Annotated in this window: 25 protein-coding genes and 5 pseudogenes; 6 read left to right on the top strand and 24 right to left on the bottom strand. The window is 49.7% G+C overall.

The window, feature by feature from the left end:
• Positions 1 to 113: 113 nt before the first annotated feature.
• Entirely contained in the window at positions 114 to 1,526 is a 1,413-nt protein-coding gene (locus SBG_RS04090) for an aryl-sulfate sulfotransferase (RefSeq protein ID WP_015702782.1), read from the top strand.
• An 85-nt stretch (positions 1,527 to 1,611) separates the two neighbouring features.
• Here SBG_RS04090 and SBG_RS04085 read toward each other — a convergent pair whose 3' ends face one another.
• The 13 genes from SBG_RS04085 to SBG_RS04025 form a co-directional block, all read right to left on the bottom strand.
• Positions 1,612 to 3,099: a sulfatase gene (locus tag SBG_RS04085; RefSeq protein ID WP_000644037.1), complete on the bottom strand. Its 1,488-nt coding sequence runs from the start codon at positions 3,097 to 3,099 to the stop codon at positions 1,612 to 1,614.
• A gap of 9 nt (positions 3,100 to 3,108) precedes the next feature.
• Positions 3,109 to 3,429: a PTS sugar transporter subunit IIB gene (locus SBG_RS04080; RefSeq protein WP_015702781.1), complete on the bottom strand. Its 321-nt coding sequence runs from the start codon at positions 3,427 to 3,429 to the stop codon at positions 3,109 to 3,111.
• Between the two features lie 31 nt (positions 3,430 to 3,460).
• On the bottom strand, positions 3,461 to 4,804 hold the full coding sequence (locus tag SBG_RS04075; RefSeq protein WP_000399312.1) for a PTS sugar transporter subunit IIC: 1,344 nt from the start codon (positions 4,802 to 4,804) through the stop codon (positions 3,461 to 3,463).
• 281 nt (positions 4,805 to 5,085) lie between these two features.
• Positions 5,086 to 6,216, bottom strand: a complete 1,131-nt coding sequence (rlmC, locus tag SBG_RS04070) for a 23S rRNA (uracil(747)-C(5))-methyltransferase RlmC (protein WP_001149768.1) — start codon at positions 6,214 to 6,216, stop codon at positions 5,086 to 5,088.
• A gap of 42 nt (positions 6,217 to 6,258) precedes the next feature.
• Positions 6,259 to 6,732 carry a YbjO family protein gene (locus SBG_RS04065; protein ID WP_000506267.1) on the bottom strand — a complete coding sequence of 158 codons (474 nt, stop codon included), beginning with the start codon at positions 6,730 to 6,732 and terminating at the stop codon, positions 6,259 to 6,261.
• 72 nt (positions 6,733 to 6,804) lie between these two features.
• A complete protein-coding gene (gene potI, locus SBG_RS04060; protein ID WP_000183361.1) occupies positions 6,805 to 7,650 on the bottom strand; it encodes a putrescine ABC transporter permease PotI in 846 nt (281 codons plus the stop codon).
• On the bottom strand, positions 7,647 to 8,600 hold the full coding sequence (potH, locus tag SBG_RS04055; RefSeq protein ID WP_000105458.1) for a putrescine ABC transporter permease PotH: 954 nt from the start codon (positions 8,598 to 8,600) through the stop codon (positions 7,647 to 7,649). Before potH ends, potI begins: the two co-directional genes overlap by 4 nt.
• Before the next feature lie 9 nt (positions 8,601 to 8,609).
• On the bottom strand, positions 8,610 to 9,743 hold the full coding sequence (gene potG, locus SBG_RS04050; protein ID WP_001000692.1) for a putrescine ABC transporter ATP-binding subunit PotG: 1,134 nt from the start codon (positions 9,741 to 9,743) through the stop codon (positions 8,610 to 8,612).
• A gap of 85 nt (positions 9,744 to 9,828) precedes the next feature.
• Entirely contained in the window at positions 9,829 to 10,941 is a 1,113-nt protein-coding gene (gene potF, locus SBG_RS04045) for a spermidine/putrescine ABC transporter substrate-binding protein PotF (protein WP_000126167.1), read from the bottom strand.
• Between the two features lie 348 nt (positions 10,942 to 11,289).
• Positions 11,290 to 11,766 carry a YbjN domain-containing protein gene (locus SBG_RS04040; RefSeq protein ID WP_000624815.1) on the bottom strand — a complete coding sequence of 159 codons (477 nt, stop codon included), beginning with the start codon at positions 11,764 to 11,766 and terminating at the stop codon, positions 11,290 to 11,292.
• A gap of 96 nt (positions 11,767 to 11,862) precedes the next feature.
• Positions 11,863 to 12,765, bottom strand: coding sequence for a 30S ribosomal protein S6--L-glutamate ligase (gene rimK, locus SBG_RS04035; RefSeq protein ID WP_000684312.1), 903 nt, complete (start codon positions 12,763 to 12,765; stop codon positions 11,863 to 11,865).
• Positions 12,766 to 12,823: 58 nt separating this feature from the next.
• Complete coding sequence (nfsA, locus tag SBG_RS04030) at positions 12,824 to 13,546, bottom strand: nitroreductase NfsA (RefSeq protein WP_001070124.1); 723 nt, start codon at positions 13,544 to 13,546, stop codon at positions 12,824 to 12,826.
• Positions 13,530 to 13,820 carry a YbjC family protein gene (locus SBG_RS04025; RefSeq protein WP_001259125.1) on the bottom strand — a complete coding sequence of 97 codons (291 nt, stop codon included), beginning with the start codon at positions 13,818 to 13,820 and terminating at the stop codon, positions 13,530 to 13,532. Before SBG_RS04025 ends, nfsA begins: the two co-directional genes overlap by 17 nt.
• 169 nt (positions 13,821 to 13,989) lie before the next feature.
• Between SBG_RS04025 and SBG_RS04020 the strand changes: the two genes are divergently transcribed.
• Complete coding sequence (locus tag SBG_RS04020) at positions 13,990 to 14,253, top strand: GrxA family glutaredoxin (RefSeq protein WP_000495514.1); 264 nt, start codon at positions 13,990 to 13,992, stop codon at positions 14,251 to 14,253.
• Positions 14,254 to 14,284: 31 nt separating this feature from the next.
• Here SBG_RS04020 and SBG_RS04015 read toward each other — a convergent pair whose 3' ends face one another.
• Positions 14,285 to 14,662, bottom strand: a complete 378-nt coding sequence (locus SBG_RS04015) for an inner membrane protein YbjM (RefSeq protein ID WP_000681116.1) — start codon at positions 14,660 to 14,662, stop codon at positions 14,285 to 14,287.
• Between the two features lie 271 nt (positions 14,663 to 14,933).
• Between SBG_RS04015 and SBG_RS04010 the strand changes: the two genes are divergently transcribed.
• Positions 14,934 to 16,619 carry an aspartate:alanine antiporter gene (locus SBG_RS04010; RefSeq protein ID WP_001024857.1) on the top strand — a complete coding sequence of 562 codons (1,686 nt, stop codon included), beginning with the start codon at positions 14,934 to 14,936 and terminating at the stop codon, positions 16,617 to 16,619.
• A 235-nt stretch (positions 16,620 to 16,854) separates the two neighbouring features.
• Here SBG_RS04010 and SBG_RS04005 read toward each other — a convergent pair whose 3' ends face one another.
• The 9 genes and pseudogenes from SBG_RS04005 to SBG_RS03965 all read right to left on the bottom strand — a co-directional run bounded on the left by SBG_RS04005 (position 16,855) and on the right by SBG_RS03965 (position 23,247).
• Entirely contained in the window at positions 16,855 to 17,073 is a 219-nt protein-coding gene (locus SBG_RS04005; RefSeq protein ID WP_000972393.1) for an ogr/Delta-like zinc finger family protein, read from the bottom strand.
• 90 nt (positions 17,074 to 17,163) lie between these two features.
• Positions 17,164 to 18,216, bottom strand: coding sequence for a phage late control D family protein (locus SBG_RS04000; RefSeq protein WP_001102270.1), 1,053 nt, complete (start codon positions 18,214 to 18,216; stop codon positions 17,164 to 17,166).
• A complete protein-coding gene (locus tag SBG_RS03995) occupies positions 18,213 to 18,698 on the bottom strand; it encodes a phage tail protein (protein ID WP_000980410.1) in 486 nt (161 codons plus the stop codon). Before SBG_RS03995 ends, SBG_RS04000 begins: the two co-directional genes overlap by 4 nt.
• A gap of 7 nt (positions 18,699 to 18,705) precedes the next feature.
• Positions 18,706 to 21,674, bottom strand: a pseudogene (locus SBG_RS03990) (phage tail tape measure protein); the annotation flags it as partial.
• The gene (locus tag SBG_RS03985; RefSeq protein WP_000763316.1) at positions 21,667 to 21,786 is read right to left on the bottom strand and encodes a GpE family phage tail protein; all 120 of its coding nucleotides are present in this window, start codon (positions 21,784 to 21,786) and stop codon (positions 21,667 to 21,669) included. The pseudogene SBG_RS03990 and the gene SBG_RS03985, both read right to left, overlap by 8 nt.
• Positions 21,787 to 21,800: 14 nt before the next feature.
• Positions 21,801 to 22,103, bottom strand: a complete 303-nt coding sequence (locus tag SBG_RS03980) for a phage tail assembly protein (protein ID WP_001280962.1) — start codon at positions 22,101 to 22,103, stop codon at positions 21,801 to 21,803.
• Between the two features lie 54 nt (positions 22,104 to 22,157).
• Positions 22,158 to 22,364, bottom strand: a pseudogene (locus tag SBG_RS03975) (phage major tail tube protein); the annotation flags it as partial.
• Positions 22,365 to 22,404: 40 nt separating this feature from the next.
• Positions 22,405 to 22,609 (bottom strand): annotated as a pseudogene (locus tag SBG_RS03970) (phage tail protein); the annotation flags it as partial.
• An 83-nt stretch (positions 22,610 to 22,692) separates the two neighbouring features.
• Positions 22,693 to 23,247, bottom strand: a pseudogene (locus SBG_RS03965) (recombinase family protein).
• Here SBG_RS03965 and SBG_RS22860 point away from each other — a divergent pair.
• The 3 genes and pseudogenes from SBG_RS22860 (at position 23,184) to SBG_RS03955 (ending at position 24,328) form a co-directional block, all read left to right on the top strand.
• Entirely contained in the window at positions 23,184 to 23,531 is a 348-nt protein-coding gene (locus tag SBG_RS22860; protein WP_162470497.1) for a hypothetical protein, read from the top strand. The pseudogene SBG_RS03965 and the gene SBG_RS22860 sit on opposite strands and share 64 nt — an antisense overlap.
• Positions 23,532 to 23,661: 130 nt before the next feature.
• Positions 23,662 to 23,862 (top strand): annotated as a pseudogene (locus tag SBG_RS23545) (gp53-like domain-containing protein); the annotation flags it as partial.
• A 1-nt stretch (position 23,863) separates the two neighbouring features.
• Positions 23,864 to 24,328, top strand: a complete 465-nt coding sequence (locus SBG_RS03955; RefSeq protein ID WP_000584703.1) for a tail fiber assembly protein — start codon at positions 23,864 to 23,866, stop codon at positions 24,326 to 24,328.
• A 221-nt stretch (positions 24,329 to 24,549) separates the two neighbouring features.
• Here SBG_RS03955 and SBG_RS03950 read toward each other — a convergent pair whose 3' ends face one another.
• The gene (locus tag SBG_RS03950; protein ID WP_001285260.1) at positions 24,550 to 25,707 is read right to left on the bottom strand and encodes an acyltransferase family protein; all 1,158 of its coding nucleotides are present in this window, start codon (positions 25,705 to 25,707) and stop codon (positions 24,550 to 24,552) included.
• Between the last annotated feature and the right edge of the window lie 57 nt (positions 25,708 to 25,764).

Raw genomic sequence — 25,764 nt, 5'->3', positions numbered from 1 at the left:
TATATTTTTATACCGTCTGCTTTATCTTTTTTTATTTCAAATGACTACGCCACACTATCTTCTGGGTCAATAATACGTCTGCAAGACATCACTTACTCACCAGAGGAACTATTATGAACAGTGATATCAATGTTATTATTAATCCCTATAATCAAAATCAATTATGTGCACTTATCAGCTTTCAAACTACCGAGCCTGTAAAAGTCAGCTATATTGTCAGAGGTAAAACCAGTACTACTGATTTTAACTGGTCAGCCTCAGATTATACCGAGAGTCCAGAAATAAGCGTTGTTGGGCTTTATGCAAATTATCTAAATCACATTGATATTACCACGCGCTCGCTTTCCGGTAACACTAATAATTTTACGTTAGAAATATCGACCCTGGGGCAAGATTATGGCGATACACCTTTAAATCTAACAGTCAATATTCTTGACCAAACACTGGCTGATAATACGTTAGGGCAAGGATGGTTCGTAACAAGTGAGTGGAACGGGTATGATATTAACGGCGATCTGCGTATTACTGGACTATATCCGTGGATGTACGGTAACCTAAAAGTCATTAATCACTCACTTTGGTCTGCGCTTGCCAGTGAAACCTACGATCCTGAAAAACACGCCTTTGCGCCGCACCTCTATAATGTTAATCTCATGGGTAAAGTTGCCCAAACGCTCACAGCACCAGAGGGCTTTGGCTTTCATCATGATATTACTACCGACAATAATGGCAATCTTTACGTTCTCGGTTCCATGTTAGATAACTGGTCTGATACTCAAAAACTGGAGTGTATTATTTATAAATACGCTATTACAAGCGGAGAACTGCTCTGGCAACGTGATTACTCGAACGAGTTCATGCATGCTACCGTACTTGATAATACCGATACCAATGACGTACATTTTAATAGTCTGGAGTACATCCCTCAAACCAATCAACTGATGGTTAATTCACGTTCAACCTGCACCATTATCGGCTTAAATATTGAGACTGGCGATCCAGAATGGATTATTGACAATCCAGAATTTCCGACATTAAATGCCGACATCAATTTAAGCGTAAAAAATCCTGATAATTTCAAATATCCTAATGGCGAACACGCAGTATTTATCACCAACAATGACAAATATACCGCTTATCAGGGGGAAAATAAATTTGTTATCTCTATGTTCAATAATAATTCATGTGCGGATGAAAATGGTAATGAGCTGGTCCGTCTCATTGAATCCGAACCGGCTGCCTATACGGCAGCTGAACTGGACTCGCTTCCGACCATTTTTGCCGTTGATCTGAATGAAAAAACGGTTCAGCGAATAGATCAGTTTAGCTTCCCTGGACAACGCAGCGAGCTTACCTCTTCTGTCTTCGAAACGGGAGAGAATTACTGCGTTTATTTTGGCGCTGAACAATCCTTTTTCGTTTTCGATACTGACAATATCCGTGGAGTGTCAATTTTTGCTATTGATACCGGTCTTGGCTATCGTGGTCGAATCTTTAGCTATAATGAACTACGTTCCCTTATTTAAGAAATCGCCTGCATCAACAGGCGATTCGCACAGATACCTGCCGGGTGGCGCCGACGCGTACCCGGCTTACAACGTTGTAACGTTCTTAGGCAACGTCCAGACCCAGACGGCGATACTGCTCCGCCGGAGCATCATTTTCTTTCATCAAGCGGATAAGTAAGTTGATCATCCTTGCTTCGATGGCCTCATCGCGAATGGGATGTTGCTGTTGCGGATCGTCTCTGAGATCAAACAAGAGATGACCAAAACTATTCACACCTTTATATTTTTCCCTGGCCGGAATACGTAATACCTGTAGACCTTTGGTGAAGTTAAACGGGGGCGCCAGAGATAATTTTCCCAGTTCATCCACGTCATAACGCGCATTCATCTTGATCGGCATTAACGTGTAGTTCGCAATATCATGCTCACACCCCGGCTGCGCGGCGCGCATATAAACGTAACGCCCATCGGTAACATTAACATGCCCGCTAAACACGCCAAACAGCGCACCTTCCCTGACGGGTTCATCACCAGAAATCACTTTCGCCAACGGTTGCCCCTGAACGTCCGCGGGAATAGGTTGCTGAAAATAATCCAGTAACGTTGGCGCCCAGTCAATCATCTGTACCAGAGACTGCCGCCGCGCTCCGCATACTGCACTGCGCGGGTCCCAGATAAACAGCGGGTTATTCGCCACCTCGTTATAATAGGGCATCTGATTTTTAGCCCACCAGCCGTGCTCCCCCAACAGAAAACCGTGATCGGTACCAACAATCAGCATCGTATCGCGCCAGAGATCGTGTTCATCCATAAGATCAAGGATGCGCCCCAGATTGCGGTCGCACATGGAAACCAGAGCCCGATAGCGACAGCGAATATGTGCAATTGCCTCTTCGCTTTCACTGACTTTGCCGCGCGGCCAGTCATAATGCGGGCCTTGCCAGTCATCGTCATACAGCGATAAATATTCCTCGGTGGTATAAAACGGTTCATGCGGATCGAACGTCTCAACCTGCAATAACCAGTTGTCTTCGGCATGGTTTTTATGGATAAAATCGCATCCGGCGTCAAAAACTTTTGTCTGGGGAAAATCGGCCTCCTGCTGAATGTATTCACGATTTGCCCAGTCGTGACGCCACAACCCCGAAACGCCACCTCCGGTCTGTTTTTGCGGAACACGAAGCACCGGTGGAATAGGCGGCTCGCCAACGCTCGCCTTCCAGTGATCGCCCTCCTGACCGCGTACCACTTCCCAGGAGCTATAGCGGTTATGGTAGTTACCGCCGCCATCCTCCCAGTAATGCAAATGATCACTGATGAGATGGGTGTAGATCCCCGCTTTTTTCAGTATCTCTGGCATCGAGTCATCGAAAGGTTCAAGCGGGCCCCACTCGCGGTGCAGAAAATTATAACGCCCGGTGTGCAACTCCCGACGGGCTGGCATACAGGGCATACTGCCAACATAGCTCTTATCAAAAGTGGCGGCATGTGCCGCCAAACGTTGGAAATTCGGCGCTTTCGTTACCAAATCACCGTAGGGCGGTAAATAATTTTTATTCAGACTGTCAAACAGCAGAATAATTGCTTTCATGACTCACCCTCATTTGTTGAGCAGGTGCGGGAAATTTTTCTCTACCACATCGTAAATCTGTTTGCCGATTGATTCACCATCCATAATATTTTCGATGGGAATGAGATACTGGCCGTGCTTAGGATCGAGGCTGACGACATCCAGCAATTTTTTTGAAATGGCATAAATATCTGCCCAGTCGGTAAACCCGCCAACTTCCCCTGCCGCTGTATGCTCCATAGCAAAAGAGAAGTTATATTTTGCTAGCGCTTTTTTAACGACAGTCTGTAACATTACGCTGCTACCAACACCATAACCGCATACGAAGAGAATATTTACAGAATCTTTCATAATAGAATCCTTTGTATATAAACTGAATCAATTAAATGGAGTAAGGACCAAGATGGAACGTTGAAGCAATAAATTTCAGTAACTCACAAATCGCAGGCCATACGGTCGCCCAGTCAAATATTCCTGTCCAACCCACACCTTCTTTTGCCAGCCCGGTTAAAGGAATGGCCCATACCGTACCGAAAGTCTGAATAATCCCTAACAAGAAAGTACAAATAATGACGGAGCGATATCCTCCCATTCGGTTGGCTAATACGCCGATGGGGCCACCGGAAAAAAAGAGCGGAACAAAACCAGGCAACACCATAATAGGACTATGGATAAGTAGCAGAATACCCATTGAAAAAATGGTGCCAAAGGTACAAAAGACGAATCCCAGAGTTGCCGCATTTGGCGAAAAAGGTAATAAGGCGGCAACATCTACAGCCGGTATGGCGTTAGGAATAAAGCGGTCCTGCCATCCTTTAAACGAACCATTAATTTCACCTACCATCATCCGCACGCCCTGTAGCAGGATGACCATATACATAGAGAATTGCAGACCCAGATTGATGATGTAGATATACCAGGGCTTGCCCTTTGCCATTAACTGTACGTTATCAATCCCTGTCGCCAGAAGAAATCCGCCGACGAAGAGCGTCATCACAATGGCGATGGCCGTGACATTGTGGTTAAAAATGGCTAACCAGCCGGGAAGCTTCAGGTTTTCAGCATCATGTTTTTCCGGATCGCCGAATTTATGCGCGAATTTTGAGAAAAACCACAGCCCAAGCATCTGATTATGCGCAATGGTAAAACCCGCGTTATTAGTCACTTTGGCAATAGGTTTGACAATGAGCGTGGTTGAAAAAGCCCAGAAGACCCCGGTCAATATTCCGGCAATCACAATTGACTGAACCCAGCCGAACCCCAGCCAGAAAACGATTAACCACAGCACCGCCTGCGAATGCGATACCCCGGTATTCCCGGTAAGAAATATACCTTTTGCGCCAGTATAACGGCCGAATAAAACCAATATCAGGTTAGTAAAAAACGCCAGAACAAAAACGTATCCTACATAACCGAAATTATCACCCAGCGCTATTTGCGTCGCGGCTTTCATTGCGTATGAATCCATTAAATATCCATGTACGCCATAAGCCTTGCTCACCGCCTCTGCGACAGGTTTAAAGGTTGCTGAAAATTGAAAACCGCCAAATAATACCATCATCAAACCGACCATTGCGCTAACCATGCCGGTGATAATTTTTATAGGCGTTTTTTTATCCAGCGCATAGCCAATACCTACTAATATCCCAATTAATATTGCAGGTTCAGTTAAAAACGTTTGAATAACATCTATAAATTTGGCAAACATCGTCTGAACGCCCTCCATAAGCGTGCCTATTCGTTGTCATAATTGACCCCTTTACTGACGTTACGTATTGCTTCGCTGATGCTATTGAAATTTACCCGATAAACCACCTTGTCTGATTTTGCCTTACACGCACTGTAATAATCAAAAGTAGTCATTAAAAGATTCAAAGTGATTATTTGTGATTTGATTTGCAAAAATAGACCAATATATAAATACAATCAATTTAATCTCACAATTAATTGATTGTATTTATTATTTTTATAGATGATATGGAATTAAAAATAGATGATACGAATATACTATTCGGACCGGCACAATAACGTCAAAACTTCATAATGTGCGGTATGCGGGAACATATCGAAAAGCTGAACGCGTTGAATGCGGTAATTCGGCAGATGACGCACATCCTGCGCCATCGTTTGTGCGTTGCAGCTGGAGTAGATGATAAAACGCGGCGCCATTTTCGTAAGATAGTCGCACAACGGCTTGCCAATGCCGCGGCGGGGAGGATTGACCAACACCAGATCGGGCGTTTCGCCTTGCTCAACAGCGAACCGGGTGGAGTCCAGTGCCTGAAAATGAAGGCGGGTTAGTCCCAGATCGGCAGCGGATTGCTTCGCACAAGCGATCGCCTCCGGCGCAATCTCAATCCCGGTTAATTGCATCTGTGGCGTGGCGCAGTGCAGGCCGAATCCCCCCACCCCGCAAAAAAGATCCCACATATGTCGTACCGGCAGTTGCCTTACCCAGTCACGCGCCGTCGCATATAATCGGCTGGCAACCGCAGGGTTGGTCTGAAAGAAACTTTGCGGACGGATCCACAGCGGCACATGGTTAAAACGTTCCGCCAGCGCCTGCTGTTCCGTCAGATAAATTTCTCGCTCTCCTTCCATAATCGCCATATGTACCGGCTGAATATTCGCAGTGATCACCCTGAGCTGCGGCAGTTGCTCATGCAACCACGGCAACGCCGCACGCAGTTGCGTGAGCTTAGTTTCCGAACGCAGCACAAAGCGTAGCATCATGCCGCCATCAAACTGGCTTTCCGTAAGCAGCAGGTATTTGAGTTCGCCACGTTTACGCGCCACGTTATAAGGCGTGAGCCCAGCTTTGGCGATAAAGGGCTTCAGCATACTGAACACGGGAGCAAAGGACGCGGGATATAGTGGGCAGCCGCAAAGATCGACGGGCGTGCCGTCGCGATGTAGCATCCCGAATAAGGGTTTTTCGACACTGCCGCTCACCACCATTTTCGCTTTGTTGCGAAACCCCTGTGCCGGCCCGCTAACCGGCGCGCACCACTGTTCAACAGGCAGCCCGTCCAGCAAGCGATGTAGATCGGTTGTTTTCGCGGAAAGTTGCTCGTTAACTGGCTGCGTAATCCATTGACAGGAGCGGCAGCGACCCGCGTCATAAAGTGCGCACTGCATACCAAAAAACCTTCATATTATCCGGGTCGACGATTATACACATTATTGCAGCCGGAAGAACCGGCGGCTGGGAGCGGGAATAAACAACAAAAACAGAATTAAAAGGTCGGGGAGTTTTTGCATAATCAGTGAATGCAGGATGTCACGTTTCGATTCCCCGGCGATGCTAAACAACTCGGGATATCCGTAACCCAGTGACGCCGCCCACAGATATCCACTGACTATAATTTGCGTCGCCAGATAGACCCAACGCGCCCAGCTACGTCCTTTAACCAGCGAAAACGCACAATAAATTTCAATAAAGACCAGAACTAAACTGGCCAGAAAAACCAACGTTAAGCTCCACGTCTGCACGCTGCGGTGAATAAACTCGCCCATCCCGCGAACGCCGAGGGTATTCATAATCATCAGCACATCGAGGCCGCGAATCAAAATAATCGCCATAGCCGCAACCTGTACCAGCGTAGGCACATTTAAGCGGGCATGTGATGACGTTGATTGCTTTAAAAATCCCAATGAATGTCTTCCCTGAAATGATGCCGCGCCCCGCGCGGCAACGCATTGCCATGGTGGGAGATTTTAGTGGCTTCAGCCGCGTCTTGCACGCTGGATATCGCGAATCCGCTGTTTTTCCGCCCGTGCCATCAGGTACCAGGCAATAAATCCGACAATTCCTACCACGCCGAGGATTAACGTCGCCAGCGCATTGATTTCCGGGTTTACGCCCATACGCACGCTGGAGAAAACCAGCATCGGCAGCGTGGTGGCGCCGGGGCCGGACACGAAGCTGGCAATCACTAAGTCATCAAGAGAGAGCGTAAAGGCCAGCAGCCAGCCCGAAATCACCGCGGGCATGATCATTGGAAGTGTAATGACAAAAAAGACTTTCAACGGCGCGGCGCCAAGATCCATCGCCGCCTCTTCAATAGAACGATCCAGTTCGCGTAACCGGGAAGCGATCACCACCGTCACATAGGCGGTACAGAAAGTGACATGCGCCAGCCAGATGGTTAACATACCGCGATCGGCGGGCCAGCCAATAGCATGGCCAAGCGCGACAAATAGCAGCAGCAACGACAGTCCAGTAATCACATCCGGCATCACCAGCGGCGCAGTGATCATAAAAGCAAAGCCGTTTGCGCCGCGAAACCGCCCAAATCGCACCATCACTACCGCGGCAATGGTACCGAGAATCACCGCCATCGTCGCCGCGCAGGCGGCAATCGTCAGACTTAATCCCACCGCACTCATCATGGCGGTATCCCGAAACAGCTCACCGTACCAGCGCGTCGACCATCCCGCCCACACCGTCACCAGTTTTGAGCTGTTAAACGAGTAAATCACCAGCATTAACATAGGCGCATAGAGAAAAGTAAACCCCAGCACCAGAATCAGAATGCGCCAGGGCGAACGAACGATCGGTAAGTTAGTCATCCGTGTTCTCCTACGCTTTTTTGCTGATGTTTATGAAACCACATGATCGGGATAATGAGCAGCAACAGCATAATAATGGCGACCGCAGAAGCCACTGGCCAGTCGCGATTATTGAAAAACTCCTGCCACAAAACGCGACCAATCATGATACTGTCCGGCCCGCCGAGCAGCTCAGGGATCACGAACTCGCCCACCGCCGGAATAAAAACCAGCATTGAGCCTGCGATGATCCCGCCTTTGGTCAGCGGAACAATGATGCTAAAAAACGTTTTCAGCGGACGGGCGCCTAAATCGAGCGACGCTTCTACCAGCGAATAATCAATGCGCGTCAACGCGGTATAAATGGGCAGAACCATAAACGGCAGGTAGGCATAGACTATGCCGATATAGACCGCCAGGTTGGTATGCAGGATCGTTAACGGCTGATCGATGATCCCAAGCCACAGCAGAACGTTGTTCAGCACGCCGTTATTTTTTAAAATACCCATCCAGGCATAGACGCGAATTAAAAAAGAGGTCCACGAAGGCAGGATCACCAGCAACAGCAGGATATTACGCGTCGAGGGTTTACTGTGCGCCACTGCCCACGCCAGCGGGTAACCCAGCAGTAAACAGCAGAGCGTGGAAATACCGGCAATCTGTAAAGATTGCAGATAGGCTTCAAAATAGAGCGGATCGTCGGTGAGCTGTAAAAAATTGCCAAAATTGAGCGTAATCGACAACTGCCCGTCGGCCCATGCCAGCAAATCGGTATAGGGTGGGATCGCCCTTGCCATTTCCGCCAGGCTTATCTTAAAGACGATCAGAAACGGTAGTAAAAACAGCAAAATGAGCCAGATATAGGGCAAAGCGATAATCAGCTTACGGCCATGTTTCATTTGCATCCGCGCCAGCCACAGCGCCGCGCCGCTGGATTTGTTGACGCGCGCCGGAGGTTCAAGTGTGCTCATGTTTCCCCCTTATACCGTCAGGATCACGCAGCTATCTGCTTCCCAGCACAAACGCACTTCGTCGCCCCAGGTTGGTAACCCTTTCCGGTAACGGTGCGCATTCTGCAGTTGAGCGGTAATCATTTGCCCGCTTTTCAGTCGCACATGATACACAGACAGATCGCCGAGATAGGCAATATGCACCACGTCGCCGACGGCGAAGTTATAACCATCGGCAGGCGGCACCTCGCACAACATAATTTTTTCCGGACGCAGCGCCACATATACCGGCACATTATCAACGACAGCGGCATCAGCATCGACCTTTAACGGATGTACCAGACCGGGCGAGTCAAGGACCAGACCATCCTCTTCACGCGCTTTCAGTAAGCCCTCAAAAACATTTACCGATCCGATAAACTCTGCGCTATAGCGGGTCGTCGGATGCTCATAAATCTCTTCCGGTTCGCCAATTTGCACAAATTTGCCACGGTTCATGATGGCAATGCGCCCCGCCATCGTCATCGCTTCCTCCTGATCATGCGTCACCATGACGCAGGTCACGCCAACGCGCTCCAGGATATCAGTCACTTCAAGCTGCATACGGTCGCGTAATTTTTTGTCCAGCGCGCCCATTGGTTCATCCAGCAAAAGCAACTTAGGACGTTTAGCCAGACTGCGCGCCAGAGCCACACGCTGGCGCTGACCGCCGGAAAGCTGATGCGGCTTACGTTTAGCGAATTCCTGCATGTGCACTAAACCCAGCATCTCATTTACGCGACCGGCAATCTCCGCCTTCGGCAGTTTGTCCTGCTTCAGACCAAAAGCGATGTTCTGCTCGACCGTCATATGCGGAAACAGCGCATAGGACTGAAACATCATATTAATTGGACGCTGATATGGCGGGACATGGGCCAAATCGACACCATCAAGGATAATCTGCCCGCTGCTCGGCAGCTCAAAACCTGCCAGCATCCGTAGCAAGGTCGATTTTCCACAACCTGACGCGCCCAGCAGGGCAAAAATCTCACCTTTATAGATAGTCAGGCTGACATCATCAACGGCGTGTTGCCCATCGAATGACTTCGTCAGATTACGAATTTCCAGAAGCGGCGTCAGCGCTTTACGGGTTTTCACCTGCGGGCGGTGGGGGACATCATTCACAGGGCGCTCTCCGGCATAACACAATCACACAATACCAACAGTGGTTAGCCCGATAGCACACGCTTTTCGGGCAATACCATATGCCTTACTTGCCGCTTTTCACCTTCGTCCAGGCACGGGTGCGGACGCGATCAATCTTCGGTTCCTGGACTTTCAGGGTAAATAGTTTGGCCCGCACATCCGCTGGCGGATAAATTCCCGGGTTATCGCGCACTTGCTGGCTTACCAGCGCCGTCGCCTCTTTATTCGCATTAGCGTAGAAAACGTGATCGGAGATATGAGCAATCACATCGGGGCGCAGCAGGTAATTAAGGAACTGGTAGGCCTCGTCTTTATTTTTAGCGTCAGCCGGCATGGCGAACACATCAAAAAATGCCATCGCCCCCTCTTTAGGGATCGAGAAAGAGATATTGACGCCATTTTTTGCCTCTTTCGCCCGGTTAGCGGCCTGCCAGACATCCCCTGCCCAGCCGATGGCCACACAGGTATCGCCATTAGCCAGATCGTTAATGTATTGCGAGGAGTGGAAATAGCGAATGTTTGGCCGTAACTTCAGCAACAGGTCGGTTGCCGGACCGGTGTAGTCATTCGCGTTGCTGCTGTTCGGATCTTTCCCCAGATAGTTCAGCACGGTGGCAAAAATCTCTTCAGGCGCGTCAAGGAAGGAAACGCCGCAACTTTTTAGCTTCGCCAGATTCTCCGGTTTAAGTACCAGATCCCAGCTATTCACTGGCGCATCCTCTCCCAGTACTGCTTTCACTTTATCGACGTTATAGCCAATGCCTGTTGTGGCCCACATATAGGGCATGGCGTATTTATTGTCAGGATCGTGCTTCGCCACCAGTTTCAACAATTCAGGATCGAGGTTTTTCCAGGCGGGCAGTTTGCTTTTATCCAGTGGCTGAAAAACGCCCGCCGTAAGCTGACGCTCAAGAAAACTGGCTGACGGCACCACCAGATCGAAACCGGTGCTTCCTGCCATTAATTTGCCTTCCAGCACTTCGTTAGAGTCGAATACATCATAGATGACTTTAATCCCGGTCTCTTTTTCAAAGTTCGCCACCGTATCCGGCGCGATATAATCTGACCAGTTGTAAATGTGCAGTGTTTTTTGCTCTGCAGCGAGTGTACCGGTAGAGACGGCCATCAGCGCGCCGGCAACCAGACCCGATAGCCATTTTTTAGTTAAGGCGGTCATCATCGCTTTCCTTCTGAAATCCGTTAACAAATGAACCCAATAGACGCGGTTTAAAACATGCCGGAAACATGCATACCTTTTCATTTGATACAAGTGAAGAAGAGAGGTCGCCCTCCCTGCCATCAAGCTCGCTATAAAAGCTTCGCAAGAATAACTTTAGCTAAGGTTTGAGGCTATAGCCCAGATTAAAAAACGCCTTTTATCAATTTTTTATGCAGATTTTGTCTATGTGATAAAGCGAAATGGTCAGAAATGAGGTGAATAATACTTTAAAGAAAGGTTAATTGAAGAATAAAAAACTGTAAATAGCAGCCGCTCTGGCAGCGACTGCCTGATAACCAAAACGGATCAGTGAAGAAAATGGTGCGCCGTACTCGCTTTTTGCGTGTCTTCTTCCGCGCTGAACAGAAGCTGATGCGCCCCGGCCTCAAGGATCACCATGGAAATCTGCTCTTCGCTTTGGCGAACAAACCATTCGAATTGTTCATAGGTGACGCCTTGCATAACGGATAAAGACTGGCAAACCACCAGCTTTGGCAGATTATCATCCTGCATATCGAGAAAGGCTTTTACCGTCAGCGAACTGGCATTGATCGCGGAAAGATCGGCCGCTAATGGCAGCAATGCGGAAGGCCTGACCTCCGCCATTGCGGAAAAAAGAACGGTATTGTCCACCAAATCGATTTTCGCATCGTAGACTCCGTCAAAATTCTGCATATGCGGCAAATGCAGCGCCTGGCAGGTATCACATTCGAAGAAATTCATGCCCAGGTCGTCGAGCCATTGACGCAACGTATCCAGAGTGGGAACGACCAGTGATATCATAATAATGTGCTACCTCTTACGATGACGATGAAAAAATTACTGGCGCAGCTTACGCAAAAAGCCTGCTTTGTACCACGACGGAAGCCACGCTTGCGGTTATCCGCCGGTTTTAAGACAAAATTCAGGTGTGGCATGGCGCTCGATCCACTGGATCATCCGCCCCGCGATATCCACACCGGTGGTTTTTTCGATGCCCTCCAGTCCCGGCGAGGCATTCACTTCCATAACCAACGGCCCACGCATTGCGCGTAAAATATCAACGCCCGCCACGTCCAGCCCGAGCGTCTGTGCGGCTTTAATGGCAATATCCCGTTCACGGGGCGTGATCGTCGCGATACTGGCCACGCCGCCGCGATGAAGATTTGAACGAAAATCGCCTGCTTTCGCGCACCGTTCAATTGCTGCCACAACCTCATTGCCGACGACCAGACAACGAATATCCCGCCCTTTGGCTTCAGCAATGTATTCCTGTACCAGAATATGGGCATTAAGTCCCCGGAACGCATCAATGACGCTTTCAGCGGCCTGACGCGTCTCCGCCAATACTACGCCGATGCCTTGTGTGCCCTCGACCAATTTTACGACCAGCGGCGCTCCGCCAACCATATCAATAAGATCGCTGGTATCGTCCGGCGAATGGGCGATGCCAGTAATGGGAAGATCGATCCCCTGGCGCGCCAGAAGTTGGAGCGAGCGGAGCTTATCGCGCGCACGGGTAATGGCGACGGACTCATTCAGCGGGTAGCTGCCCAGCAGTTCAAACTGACGCAGCGTAGCCGTACCATAAAAGGTAATAGCGGAGCCAATACGGGGAATAACGGCGTCAAAATGGGGGAGACGACGTCCCTTGTAATGGATTGACGAGGCTGCCGGATTAATATTCATGTAGCAGGAAAGCGGATCAAGTACTTCTACCAGATGGCCGCGTTGCATTGCCGCTTCGCGCAGGCGTTTACAAGAATAGAGCGCTCCATCCCTGGACAATATGGCAATTTTCACCCGGCACCTCGCTGAAAAACCCTGACAAGCCCGCGTATCATACACTGGCTCGCGGGTTTTAGCGCGTCGCCCAGCCCTGTTTATGCAAATATTCGAGGATAAATGGGCGATTTTCTTTAATCAACGTACGACGAATATGATCGCTCCAGGTATCGCGTCGTGTATTGCTGCCGCGAGTCAAATAATACTCTGCCAATTGCTCGTCGTAGCGCGCCAGCAGGTTTTTATCAAGCGGCTGATACTGGTTCTCATGCACCACAATTTCGGCAGGCAAACGCGGCTTCAGATCCGGATTATCCGCAGGCCAACCCAGACACAGGCCAAACAGTGGTAAGACATACTTCGGCAATTTCAACAGTTCGGTAACCGACTCGATATTATTACGGATGCCGCCGATATAAACGCCACCTAACCCCAGCGATTCCGCCGCCGTCAGCGCGTTTTGTCCCATCATCGCCGTATCGACTACCCCGAGCAACAACTGTTCGGCAAGCCCCAACTGGGCGTCAGGACAGATCTGCAAATGACGATTAAAATCGGCGCAAAATACCCAAAACTCAGCGGCCTTCGCCACATGTTTTTGTCCGCCAGTCAGGGGCACCAGCGCTTCGCGCAACGTTCGATCGGTAATACGAATAATAGAACTGCACTGTAAAAAACTGGAACTGGACGTGCTACGCGCGGCGGCAATGATGGCCTTTCGCTGCGCATCAGTAATAGGTTCATCGGTGAAATGGCGAATAGAACGATGGCCACAAAGAAGTTCAATGGTCGGATTCATTATGCTTTTCTCTATCTGAACGGGAAGAAATATCGGGTGGACGTTTCATCAGTTGCGGTGCCAGTAACTGCCCAACACGCCACATCATCGCCACCGCAGCGGGAAGGATCAATATGACGCCCAGAAAAACCATGACCACGCCAGCCAGCGACGCATTAAACGGCGCCGGCAGCGTGAGGTAATGATTTAGCGACAATAACGCCAGCGCCAGCAAAATCATACCGAGGAATTCCAGAATCAGTACGCTTTTAGGTAACGCGCCAATCGTGCGCATATCAAGCCTCCCGGTTAACTGACGCACAGTGTAGAACGTTCTGGCCCTGTATGCTTAACAGATATAGCCTTAGGTTATCAAAGGAACAGGCGCAACCTGCTTTTCATCCACCGCAAATCGCGTCATGATAGCTCTCGTTCGCCGTCTGGCTTTATGTTCGAGGAGAGATATGTTTACTGTTATTTTTGGCCGTCCCGGGTGCCCTTATTGCGTACGCGCAAAAGAGTTGGCGGAAAAACTGAGCAACGAACGCGACGATTTCAACTATCGCTACATTGATATCCACGCTGAAGGCATTACTAAAGCCGATTTAGAAAAGACGGTCGGTAAGCCTGTGGAAACCGTACCGCAAATTTTTGTCGATCAAAAACATATCGGCGGCTGTACGGATTTTGAAGCATGGGCAAAAGAGAACCTGAATCTTTTCGCTTGATCGCTGTATTAGCGCCCTCTGGCCGAGGGCGTTATCGGTGCTTTTTCCGCCTCTGACTGAACAGACTACTGATGAACAGATAGCAGAGCGCGCCTAAAGCACACCAGAATACCGCACTAAACAGCCACGCAAGCTCTTGCCATAATGAACGAGTGGGCATAAATACAAAGCGCATGAGCACCAGACAAAACGGCGCCGCCAGCATCGCCCCGATCAACGGTCGGATCACCTCGCGCCGATGAGAGCAAAAACTCGCCACTGCACCTGGCAATGTAAAAAATAACAGCCCAATTTCAGGATGCCCGGTCGCGCGAAAAGCGCCTTGCACGTGCATAGTTAATGAAAGACACACCACAATAAAGAGTACAAAGCAGCAGACAACGCCTGCCCACCTCTGTTTATGTTTCAATCGTTCCTCCTGACACTCTCTCTATCGAACACGCTTTCCGCCGTGAGGCATCCAGTCAGATAAAGTCATGTGGCATTCCATGCCAAAAACACACCTGCACGATTCTTATAGCCGTTAGTACGCAATAAGATTAAACTAGCAGGATATATTGTTGTGTTGTTTTATTTGGATGCTATATGCAATACGATTACACCCTTAACGCATGATAAAAACAGTAGCGTAAATTACCATTTCTTTCAACAGCTTACTCGTAAACAAGAAGTTAGTCTCCGTGAATATAAACGTCGCAGATTTGTTAAATGGGAATTACATCCTGTTATTATTTGTGGTCCTTGCTTTGGGCCTGTGTCTTGGCAAGTTACGCCTGGGTTCAGTCCAACTTGGTAATTCCATTGGCGTTTTGGTGGTCTCTCTCTTATTAGGGCAGCAACACTTTAGTATTAACACCGACGCGCTAAATTTGGGATTCATGCTATTTATTTTTTGTGTCGGCGTTGAAGCGGGCCCCAACTTTTTTTCGATTTTTTTTCGCGACGGTAAAAATTATCTGATGCTTGCCCTGGTCATGGTCGGTAGCGCCCTGCTGATTGCCTTAGGCCTGGGTAAGGTATTTGGCTGGGATATCGGTCTGACGGCCGGTATGCTGGCGGGCTCAATGACATCGACGCCCGTTCTGGTGGGCGCAGGCGATACCCTGCGACATTCCGGCATCGCCAGCGCGCAGCTCTCCTCCGCTCTCGATAATCTCAGTCTGGGCTATGCCCTGACCTATCTCATCGGGTTGGTCAGCCTGATCGTGGGCGCACGTTACCTGCCTAAACTACAGCATCAGGATTTGCAAACCAGCGCCCAGCAAATTGCCCGTGAACGTGGCCTGGATACCGATGCCAATCGCAAAGTTTATCTGCCGGTTATCCGCGCTTACCGGGTGGGCCCGGAACTGGTGGCCTGGGCTGACGGTAAAAACCTGCGCGAACTGGGTATTTACCGCCAGACAGGGTGCTATATCGAACGTATTCGCCGTAACGGCATTCTGGCGAACCCGGATGGCGACGCGGTGTTGCAAATGGGCGACGAGATTGCACTGGTCGGCTATCCGGATGCGCACGCCCGGCTCGACCCCAGCTTCCGTAATGGTAAGGAAGTGTTTGACCGCGATCTGCTTGATATGCGCATCGTAACGGAAGAAATTGTAGTGAAAAACCACAATGCCGTCGGTCGTCGTCTCGCTCAACTCAAGCTGACCGATCATGGCTGCTTCCTTAACCGCGTCATCCGCAGCCAGATCGAAATGCCTATCGATGATAACGTGGTGCTGAATAAAGGCGACGTGTTACAGGTGAGCGGCGATGCCCGACGCGTAAAAACCATCGCCGATCGCATCGGCTTTATTTCGATTCATAGCCAGGTGACGGACCTGCTCGCCTTCTGCGCTTTTTTTATCATCGGCTTAATGATCGGGATGATTACCTTCCAGTTCAGCAATTTTAGTTTCGGCATCGGTAACGCGGCCGGGTTGCTGTTCGCCGGGATCATGCTCGGTTTCCTGCGCGCTAACCATCCTACCTTTGGTTATATTCCTCAGGGCGCGCTTAACATGGTAAAAGAGTTCGGCTTAATGGTATTTATGGCAGGCGTCGGTTTAAGCGCAGGCAGCGGTATCAGTAATGGTCTGGGCGCGGTCGGCGGGCAAATGCTAATAGCAGGCCTTGTCGTTAGCCTGGTGCCAGTAGTGATTTGCTTCCTGTTCGGTGCCTATGTCCTGCGTATGAACCGGGCGCTGCTGTTCGGCGCCATGATGGGCGCCCGTACCTGTGCCCCGGCGATGGAAATCATTAGCGATACGGCGCGCAGCAATATTCCGGCGCTGGGTTATGCCGGGACTTATGCTATCGCCAACGTTCTGCTGACACTGGCGGGGACGCTCATTGTTATCATCTGGCCGGGATTAGGATAAAACTGAAGTTTGCCTTTAAGTGAAAAAATTTTGCAGATAAGTAGAACTTTCCGTTAAAGCCTCAGTCATACCTATTGCCACTGCTTTTCTTTGATGTCCCCATTTTGTGGAGCCCATCAACCCCGCCATTTAGGTTCAAGGTTGATGGGTTTTTTGTTGTTTGAATTTTATGCCGTTTAAAATCATGATGTTAGAAGCACTGTTTTTTAAAGATGGCGACAAAATGGCGGCAGCGTCAAAGAGAGAACGTCACCTGTCCTGATTTCATTGGATGCGGCCGAACCGGATTCGACTCTTTTGGCGTTGCAATTGAACGAACAAAAGTTTCATGGGTAACAAAAGTATGGCTGCAGTTAATGTTCTGGCACTGGTTGTAACGCTCTTTGGTCAATGAAGATACCTGAAAACTGCTGCGAGTATGGGCGGCACTTCCACACAGTGGGCAAATCATCATTTTTCGAGCTCTCCCCATTTTTGCTAAATTCACAATAATAATACCGTATTATTCCATTTTGCAAACTTAAAAGTTCTCCATTGCGAATAATCATTCCATTTCGAAATCATCAATTCTCACTTCAAGCTCCAGACAGGTCGTAAATCCATTATCCGGGCTGACAGAATGCGTCAGGGTGGTAATGGTCCATTCGGCATCATCAATCGGCTGCTTAAAGCCGCTCACCTTCACCGGCATTTCGGTATATAGATCTGCCCGGCCTTCTGCCAGTTGCAGCGAGAATGACGCAACGCCGCGCTGCAGGCGTTCCCACTGCATTTTTGCTGCGCGCTCTGCATTGCTCCGGTTGGCGTAGGTACGATTAAGAACCAACACGTTTTCATCCGTTCCCACCAGATTATCTCCCTGTTTTGCTTCCGGCTCTTTGGGTGTGGTGGTTTTCTTTCGACGACGCTTAACACTGGTTGTTTCTTTTTTCCTGGGTTCACGCGTATGCAACCAGCTGGCAATAACACCGGTATAGGCACCACGATCAGCAAGGGTGAACCGATGACCGTCACCGACTTTGCGCGTGATGGTGATAACTGGCAGGTTCCCGTCTTTAACGGAAGCAATCGCCCCATACTGTCTCGCCAGTTTCATCAGAAAACTTGCATCGCTTTCATTGGTCTGGTCCAGATGATCCAGCGCCTTATCCGTCAGGTCTTTACCCAGCGCCATTTTGAGGTTATGCCGTGCGGCTATTTCCTTTACCACCTCCCCCACCGTTGTCTGATGCCATGATTTTTCGCGCCGTGTATTGAGGGTTTCACGGAAATCTGCGCTACGCGCTCTGATGGTCAGCCGATCAGGGGCTCCGCTGTGTTCAATTTCATCTACGGTAAAAGCCCCTTTAGGGAAAAGCGGCTGGCCTTTCCAGCCCAGCGCCAGCTGAATCACAGCCCCACGTCGCGGCAGGGCGATCAGCCCGTCGGCGTCGTCCAGCTCCAGATCAAGCTGGTCCGCTTCAAAGCCCCGGTTATCCGTCAGTGTCAGACTCATCAGGCGGGTATCCAGCACGGTCGTCACGTCCTTACCTTCAATGACGATACTGAAAGCCGGGCTTTTGCTGTTCAGATTCAGAAGATCAGAATTAACGTTCACTGCAGCAACCCTCCAGCCGTGTTTTTAATCCCCCCAATCGCAGAAACAGCAGAGTCCTGCAGGTTGCTGAGCTGGTCACTCAGGCTCCCGAACATGTCAGAAAGCGACTCATCAACCCGTTTGAGGGTGATCGTAAACTCAATGCGCCTGGGCATTCCGCTGGCAAAAAACTCCGTCTTTGTCTGGCTCAGACTCTCAATAACAAACATGCCGTAAATGGTTCCATAGCCTTCAATCAAAGGCCATGCCTTGCCCAGTTCAGCCATCTGTTCAAGCGCCAGTAATGACAGTCTGCCGCCGGTCACTTCCGGCAGCAGAACCCCGGACAGTGTCAGTGAATCATTATCCGGGCCAAGAAACTGCGTTGACGGACGGCGGTTCACCCGGCTGTTGGCGGCGTGTCGCCAGCTGCGCTGATACTGCAGTTCCTGATAAGGGACAGTGCGCAGCATAAATACATATAAACCCAGTACCATCATCATGATTCATCCCCCCCTGATCGCTGAAATTGCTGCGCGCTTTTGCCCTGGCCCGGCGCTCCCGCTCGTCAAGCTGGCGTGCCACTTCACGGGCAATATCCTGCGCGTTCTGCCCAGGCTGAGCGACAATATGAATGGGCGCATTTATCTCATAACGAATAACCGGCGGCGGGCTATCTGCCTTAGCAAGCGGGGGCTGGTATGCCCTCGCAGGCAAACTGAACGGATGAAGCGGAGCCGCTTCTGCAGGTGTCGCAGCTACCCCCATCACGCCAGCAACGACAGAGGCCAGCTCAGCAGTACGCCGCCTGCTGGTAACATTTGCCGGTCCGTTCACAATTTCAGGGCCATTTTCTCCGACAACGCCAAACTGCCCGCGTGGAATGATCCCGCCATTGTCGTACATCCCCGCGTAAGCCGGGAACCCGCCTGGCGGCAGCACCTCTTTGCCGTCACTGTTCACTGTGGCGGACTGCTGCTGCGTAACCTGCGCGGGCAGTTTCGCCTTTGCCGCCTCCTTACTGACAATACCGAGCTTTTCCAGTAGCCATGACACACCGGATTTAAGAGACTCCAGCGGGTGCATCACCCTATTCAGACCTTCCGCCAGCGCCTCACCAAACCGACGCCCCATTGCAGCTGCGCTGTTCAGTTCTTCGGAAGTGGATTTAACCGGGGTAAGTAAATCACTGAACCAGCCCCACAAGGCCTGCACCCTGTCACCAATCCACTGAAACACGGGTCTGAGCGGCTCAAAGGCGGCGCTGATGGGCGCAGCAGCGGCTTTGAACCCTTCCACCACGCCCCCCAGAAATGCACCGATGGGCTGCCAGTATTTCCACACAACCAGCGCCACACCAGCCAGCGCAGCCACAACCAGCCCTATCGGACTGAGCAGCGCGCCCAGCAGGCCAGAAATGCCAAACAGCGCGCCGCGAAGTAATGCCAGCGGACCAGAAACAAGAAAACGCAACACGCCACCGGCAGCTGTCAGCCCACCCCGCAACGCCGCCAGCGGGTTCATCACCATACCGATAACATTACGGATGCCTGACATACCGGCACGGAACACGGCAAGCGGCACACCTGCTACCGTTTTCAGCGCATTACCCGCTATTCCGGCTGAGCGATGCTGGGAATTAAGCGGGGCACTCAGTAACCCGACACTGCCACCGGATGACGCCATACCCCGACGCAACAGGGAAAGTGGCGCACCTGCCAGCCATGACAGGGCACCGCCAGTACGTGTTACCGCTGCAGCAACGGAAGGTAATGTTTTTACACCCAGCACAGACAGGCCAAACCGAATCACCGCAATCGGCCCCAGCACGGCAGCTACCGCCACGGCAAGTGTACCCAGCCCTACAGTGACAGCCGCCGTAGCCGCCGCCACTTTCATCAGCGTGCCAGCCAGCACGGGGTTCTGCTCCACCCAGCGACGCAGCGCCCCGGTCACGCCCTTAACCATGCCCATAATATCCATCAGCGCCTGACGCAACGTTTCCCCCAGACTGCTGAAAGCGTTCTGCGCGCCAGTCTTAACCAGCAACCACTGCGCAGACAATGAATCCTTGTTAATGTCGGATTCTTTCTGCATCGAGCCATTAGCACCACTGCCTGATGTGAGTTTCAGCTGACGCTGCAGCTCCGGCAGGTTGTTAGCCAGCTTTGCCGCATCATCGCCAAACTCTTTGCCAAAAATCATTGTCATGGCTGACAGGCGTTTATCCTGCGGCAGATTGTTGACCTTCTCCAGAACCCGCTGAATGGTGCCCATGGCATCGGTGGTCATCTGCTTTTCAATCTCCGCCGGATTGAGTTGCAACAGATTCATGCCTTCAAAGAAGCGCTTACTTTGCATGGTGGCAATGGACAGTTCACGCACCATGGCATTAGAGGCGCTGGCGGCAATTTCCGGGGCAGCCCCAAGAGAAAGGAATGTTGAACCCAGCGCAGCAGCCTTTCGAAGTCAAGGCGGTCAGCCACGCCCCCCATACGCTGCAGGACGTTGATAATGTCCCCACCCTTTGACATGGCGTTATCGTCCAGGTAGTTCAGCGCATCGCCCAGTTGTTCAATATTGCGCGTCGGCACTTTATAGAGCTGTGCGATTTTCCCCAATCCTTCCGCCAGCTCATCGGCGGGCAGCTCAAAGGCCGTTGCCGCTTTTGCCGCCGTGGATGCAAAAGCCAGCAGGTCACGTTTCTGCTCTTCGTAAGGATCGTCCTGATTGGTCACACCCATGCGAGCACCACCTTCAACCAGCGCGGCATAGTCTATAGCGCCGTTCTCCATCGGCAGCTGTTCGCTGGCGGCCTTGATGGCATCTTCCATGCTGGCGTAGCTCTTAACTGCCGCCACAACAGGTGCGCCCATTGCCACCCCTGCAGCCGTAGTGGTAGCCCCTGCCCCGGCGATGCGATCCCGCACCTCAAGACGGCGCGAATACTGATCGCGGACGGCGTTCATTCGCGCCTGCTGTTCGCCCAGGCGTTTAAGGGATTTCTGCTGCCGGTCCAGGGCCTGCCGGGTTTCGTCGGCATTCTGCCGCAGTTCCCGCTGCGCACTACTGAGCTTTTTCGTGTCCAGTCCGGCTTCATTGAGCGCAAGACGCTGGCGCTGCACTGACTGACGTAGACCGTTATATTTGCTCTGTAACTCCGTAACGCGGTTCTTTGCCTGCTCAAGCAGCCGTGCCTGCGCCGCCGTCGGGCGGTTGGTGGCAGAGAATTGCGTGGCAAGTTTCGCAGCTTCTTCGCGTGCGGCTTTCAGGCTGTTACCGGTGACTGCCAGCTGCGCGCTGGCCTTGCAGAAACCGTCAATGCGGCCCGCCTGAGCATCTAATTCTTTTAAACGGGCGCGGCTTTGCTGAATGGCTGCAGCCAGCTCTTTTGAGCTGGCCTGCGCGGATCGAAATGGGCGGGTGAGCTTGTCAACCGCATTAAGAATCACCTGCAGACGCAGGTTATTGTCACTCATCGCTGGCCCCGCTTCGCTGAATTGCCTTATGCCGCCACGCCAGCACCTCAGTCAGCGGCATAACGTCAGTGATGGATGGCGACCAGTGAAAGATGGTGGCGATGTCCGCCACAAGATCATCAATCGTCAGGCTGTCGGTAAACCGGCAAGCACCGACTTCTTCAACAAAAAAGTCACCACCTCTACCGACAGCGCGGTGAGATCGGCGGGGTCCAGCTCTGCCATTTCCTGCGCGGTCAGCGTCGGGGTGGAGATTCGTGGAATCACAGTCATCATTGCGCCCACGTCCATATCCATAATGGCCTGCAGACGGGTGCCACGCAGTGCGCCGGACTGAGGCTTGCGCAGCACAATTTCGGTAATTTCAGCTTTACCGCGCATGATGGGAGTATCCAGTTTTACGGTCTTTTCAGTCAGCTTGTCGCTCATGTTCGTATCCTGTTAATGAAATACTGGCGCGGCTGCCCGCGCCGTTAAGGTTAATCAGAGGCCAAGGGCATTACGGTGTTCTTCCATCAGGTCCACGCCGCCAACGATTTCTACCATGTTGACCAGATCGACCTCATAGAGCACCTCACCATTAATGGTCAGTTTCGCGTAGCTGTTGATACTGCTGACTTTGGTGCTGCTGCTCTCGCCGGTTTTCCACTCGCCGGAATCCACTTCTTTATGGCGGCCCGCGCACAACAACCGTCACGGGTTTTGACTGGTCGGCAATCGCATCCAGCTAACGGGCCAGCGTTCCTGACTCACCCGTTACCGCTGGCGGTAAGCACATCAGTCAGCAGGACCGGCTTATTGAGGGGAAACACGGACGCATCAACATCATCGCCGGTGCAGACCATGCCCATGATAGCGGTGCTCACCGTGGTGATAGAGCGGGTGCCCTCGTTGACTTCAACAACGCGCACCCCGTGGTGGTAATCCTGAGCCATAGCGGCGAACCTCCTGATTGGAATAGGCTTCGCCCTGTGTTGTATTGATTACGTCACGCAGACAGCTGCGCGGCGTTGTCCTGTTAATCACACAATGTCGCAGGATATTTGCGGTATAACGTTGAGATACCCATATCAAAAATTAAAGCAACCTGCTGCCGTGTTTCACCTTCAGCAAGTAACCTGCCTGCGCCCATTGCTCTGGCGTCAGTTTTGGTCTTCGCCCTCCAATCCTGCCTTTAGCTCTTGCAGCTTGTAGTCCCGCACGGGTTCGTTCCACTATCAGCTCGCGTTCCATCTCCGCCTGTGCCCCCATAACGTGAAAGAAAAACCGCCCCATTGGCGTACTGGTATCTATGTTGTCAGTCAGACTGCGGAAATTAAACTCCGCACTGTCGGAGTTCTTCTATCAGGGTCACAAGGTGTTGCATGCTTCGTCCCAGCCTGTCGAGTTTCCATACAACCGGCGTGTCTCCCTCTGATAACGTCCTGAGCAGCCTTTTTAGCCCGGGCCTGTCTGCTGTTTTTCCGCTCATTTTGTCTTCAAAAATTAGCTCACATCCTGAGCGTTCCAGTGCATCACGCTGCAGCGCTGTGTTTTGCTCACTTGTTGATACGCGCACATAGCCGACTAACATTTGTTTTCCCTTATGCAAAAGCCCAAATAATGCCAGCCAGACGGGAAAACAGCATTTTCTTAAACGTCGGTTTAACAGAAGCACTGGGAAACAAACAGAATTACTCACAACAGCTGACTGCATTATCCGGGCTGGAAATAGCGAAGGACAAACTGCCATTTTTCAACAGTAACAATTCTGCTGATATAACCACACTGACAAAACTGGGTGCGATATTATCGCCAAAAATACTGTTGATGAGGTCAGAACGTTACTTCAACTGGGAAGCGCTGCTCTCAAAATAATTGGTACTGGAGCAAATCAAGTTCCGGATATGAACGCTTTTGGTGTATCAAAAAACGAGACCGGATATCAGTATTTGCCCGGAGGGCTTATTTTTCAATGGGGTAAAGTCGGGCCGACTCAAGCTGGGAAAACACAAATGTAACCTTTACCATTACATTTCCGCCAATAGCGGCTTCCGTTATTTGTAGTCTGGACGCAACGTCACAATCTGGTAAAGGGGTTGGTTGTTCGTCGACAGGGGTATCGCGAACAGGATTTGGCTTCTATGTCGCTAATGACTCTGATTTCAACTCAAACGGTGGTGGGTTCTGGTTCGCTATAGGATATTGATATGATCATTTTATTTAGCGCGTCAAATATCGGTTTTTATGATGAAGTATTGAAGTTCTTCTATGAACAGGCAGGAAATTGGCCTGATGATTTAGTTGAAGTCACTGCATCAATCCACATTGAATATTCTGGCCCCGCGCCTGAGGGTAAAATTCTCGGAGTGGACTGCGATGGAATGCCTGCATGGGTTGATATTCTTGCCCCGACTCATGATGAATTAGTCTCTCGTGCAGAATCTGAAAAATTGCGTTTAAAGACAGTAGCCGATACTGAGATTGAATGGCGTCAGGATGCTGTTGATGCGGAGATAGCGACTGCGGATGAGTCCGTTGCATTGATTGCGTGGAGGAAATACCGGGTCTTGTTGATGCGTGTAGATACTTCAAAACCTGTATGGCCTGCCTTACCGGGGAACAGTTTAGTTAATTTCTGGTGTGTGCTGGAAGTATCCACCGCCACCAGTTAATTACAATCTCATCCATCTGCTATAGTACTTGGCAAAAACCAAGATAAAATCAATGTGCTTAATGTTTATTTTTAATACTAAATATTCATCATTTACAGTTATATTTCCGCAAGAAGTAATTAATGGTTTTCAGTCTTTCAATTAAGTGCTCATAACATCATGTGTTAACACCAGATCTTAGGAGGTCTGGTGTTAATTTTTTATATATAATATCTTTTAGATTACTGAATGTTACTATTTGTGATTTTTTTACATATAATATTTCCAATATGTATAAATTTCACTTCTAACAATGCATACACGATGCTGGAGAATACGCATATGAAAATCCATGTTAAAAATGAAGCTGTATAGTATATGGCTTGTGAATTCTCAAACCCTGCGCTGAATATGAGCTTGTTCATGATGAACCAAAATATCCCATGCAGCAAATATATGCTATAACTGACATCACCAAGCCTAATGATTCCTTTTAATCTAAGCACTCCAAAAATATCAGCGCCAAGACAAACTGAAAGGAAAAAAACAAAATACAGAAATATCATTGATATCGTAAATGGATTTTCTTTATAACCAAAGTAGAAGCATAAAATAAATGAAGTGACTGCCAGTATGTTTACAGTATGTTGATTAACATTTGATATTTGTTCTCTTATTTTTTTTGCCATACCACCAAGCGCAAAAAGCAGTATAAAACATGACAATAAATAATCATACTTACTAAATATGTATATAGATAAAAAGACTATTGATAGTAAAATTTGAGAGCTTTTGTTTTTAGAAGAAAATAAAGAAATAAAAGGCAACGAGAAATAAAACACCCACTCATAATATAATGTCCAGGTAACACCTGCATTTATTAAGGTTGAATGTTCGTAGCCCAGGTTGGGACGTGTATCTATGATTAGACCGCCATCAAACCATTGCATTATGCCATCAGTATTGAGGGGGATATTATTTTTAATTTCAATATATATAACAATTAGTATACAAATTACCGAGGACAAAGCACATACAGGCCAAATTCTAAAAAACCGCTTTATAAAGAAAGTTAGCCAATTTACTTTTTTTTCTATACACTTAACAAACAAATATCCTGAAATCATAAAAAAAATAGCAACGCCGAACTTTCCAGCAAATTCTTCAATTGGATGGTTTGGGATTATCCACTGCCCACTATTGACAAGATGATAGCTAAAAATAAAATGATGAAATGCAACAAATGATGACATTAAAAATCTCAAACTATCCAACCTGGTGTTTCTGTCATTCTCAGTTACACGATCAATATAACTAAATTTTCTATGAGAGAATAATACTATTGCGAATATCAAACATGTAAAAATAAATATAATCTGAAATCCCTGACTATCACTCATTCTTTGTTTAACCCTTTAAAATATAATGAACGATTTATAATATATCATTTGACATGC

It is taken from the genome of Salmonella bongori NCTC 12419, from assembly GCF_000252995.1.
Classification (GTDB): domain Bacteria; phylum Pseudomonadota; class Gammaproteobacteria; order Enterobacterales; family Enterobacteriaceae; genus Salmonella; species Salmonella bongori.
Note: the sequence above shows the minus strand (reverse complement) of the source record. Positions and strands in the feature narration are given on the sequence as shown.

Bases quoted from the DNA above. Each gene is read 5' to 3' on its own strand.
- SBG_RS03955 (WP_000584703.1), top strand. From the start codon at position 23,864: ATGATCATTTTATTTAGCGCGTCAAATATCGGTTTTTATGATGAAGTA.
- SBG_RS04005 (WP_000972393.1), bottom strand. From the start codon at position 17,073: ATGATGATTTGCCCACTGTGTGGAAGTGCCGCCCATACTCGCAGCAGT.
- SBG_RS04025 (WP_001259125.1), bottom strand. From the start codon at position 13,820: ATGCGCACGATTGGCGCGTTACCTAAAAGCGTACTGATTCTGGAATTC.
- SBG_RS03980 (WP_001280962.1), bottom strand. From the start codon at position 22,103: ATGAGCGACAAGCTGACTGAAAAGACCGTAAAACTGGATACTCCCATC.
- potF (WP_000126167.1), bottom strand. From the start codon at position 10,941: ATGACCGCCTTAACTAAAAAATGGCTATCGGGTCTGGTTGCCGGCGCG.
- SBG_RS03995 (WP_000980410.1), bottom strand. From the start codon at position 18,698: ATGATGATGGTACTGGGTTTATATGTATTTATGCTGCGCACTGTCCCT.
- nfsA (WP_001070124.1), bottom strand. From the start codon at position 13,546: ATGAATCCGACCATTGAACTTCTTTGTGGCCATCGTTCTATTCGCCAT.
- SBG_RS04090 (WP_015702782.1), top strand. From the start codon at position 114: ATGAACAGTGATATCAATGTTATTATTAATCCCTATAATCAAAATCAA.
- SBG_RS04080 (WP_015702781.1), bottom strand. From the start codon at position 3,429: ATGAAAGATTCTGTAAATATTCTCTTCGTATGCGGTTATGGTGTTGGT.
- SBG_RS04020 (WP_000495514.1), top strand. From the start codon at position 13,990: ATGTTTACTGTTATTTTTGGCCGTCCCGGGTGCCCTTATTGCGTACGC.
- SBG_RS03950 (WP_001285260.1), bottom strand. From the start codon at position 25,707: ATGAGTGATAGTCAGGGATTTCAGATTATATTTATTTTTACATGTTTG.
- SBG_RS04075 (WP_000399312.1), bottom strand. From the start codon at position 4,804: ATGGAGGGCGTTCAGACGATGTTTGCCAAATTTATAGATGTTATTCAA.
- potI (WP_000183361.1), bottom strand. From the start codon at position 7,650: ATGACTAACTTACCGATCGTTCGTTCGCCCTGGCGCATTCTGATTCTG.
- SBG_RS04040 (WP_000624815.1), bottom strand. From the start codon at position 11,766: ATGATATCACTGGTCGTTCCCACTCTGGATACGTTGCGTCAATGGCTC.
- rlmC (WP_001149768.1), bottom strand. From the start codon at position 6,216: ATGCAGTGCGCACTTTATGACGCGGGTCGCTGCCGCTCCTGTCAATGG.
- potH (WP_000105458.1), bottom strand. From the start codon at position 8,600: ATGAGCACACTTGAACCTCCGGCGCGCGTCAACAAATCCAGCGGCGCG.
- SBG_RS04085 (WP_000644037.1), bottom strand. From the start codon at position 3,099: ATGAAAGCAATTATTCTGCTGTTTGACAGTCTGAATAAAAATTATTTA.